Annotated in this window: 1 protein-coding gene; it reads right to left on the bottom strand. The window is 54.0% G+C overall.

Annotated elements, in window-relative coordinates; translation table 11 throughout:
* Nucleotides 1-99 precede the first annotated feature (99 nt).
* The gene (locus tag HMPREF2879_RS06895; RefSeq protein ID WP_005504206.1) at nucleotides 100-684 is read right to left on the bottom strand and encodes an NAD(P)H-dependent oxidoreductase; all 585 of its coding nucleotides are present in this window, start codon (nucleotides 682-684) and stop codon (nucleotides 100-102) included.
* Nucleotides 685-833: the final 149 nt, after the last annotated feature.

The raw sequence follows: 833 nt of genomic DNA on the forward strand, positions 1-833 counted from the left end.
CCACACCCTGATGCGCCCGCAGCGTGAAGCTCGACGGCACCGGGCGGTTTGCCGCATCCACCTCAGACATGCTTATGAAGGCATGCAGGCTTAAAACCCTTACGCCTGACCGAAGACCTCGTTGAGGTGGGCAGTATAGTCAGCGAGATACTGTTCGACCTGCGGATTTTTAATCACGTCATAGCAAATAAAGGTGGGCAACTGGGTAGTACCCATGAACTCATGGGCCTTATGAAAGTGCATATAGAGGGCATCTACCCCGAGTCCCTCAAAGAAGTCGCCCTCCCGGGTAAAAGCTTCGCGAGGCGCGTTCCACGTCAGCGACAGCATATGCCGACGACCCTGAAGAAGACCGCCCGTGCCGTATCCTTCAGTGGGGCTGACCCTGTGGCGACCATCATTAGCGTACAGGGTACCCGCGCCCGCGGTAAACACCTCGTCCATATATTTTTTCACGGTCCACGGCTCGTGCATCCACCAACCGGGCATCTGCCAGATGACCGCATCCATCCACTGGAATTTTTCTACTTCCTGGTGAATATCGTACCCGTCGTCAATCACAGTTTCTCGCACATGATGACCGAGCGCCGATAACGTATCACGGGCTACTTGATGCAGGGTGTGGTTCAGGCGACCCGCCGAGTGGGCGAATGCTTTACCGCCGTCAATCAAAAGAATATTCACTGTAGTTCACTCCTTAAACTCAACACCGCGAGAACGGTTGGCTATATTCCAGCCGCTTGTTTCATAGTACAGGGCTACTACGCTGTGAATCAGCCCTTAAAATTACCGCTTACGGTAAATTACGCCTTACGGCGGTACACCACACCCTG

It is taken from the genome of Rothia sp. HMSC069C04 (assembly GCF_001812895.1).
Lineage (GTDB): Bacteria > Actinomycetota > Actinomycetes > Actinomycetales > Micrococcaceae > Rothia.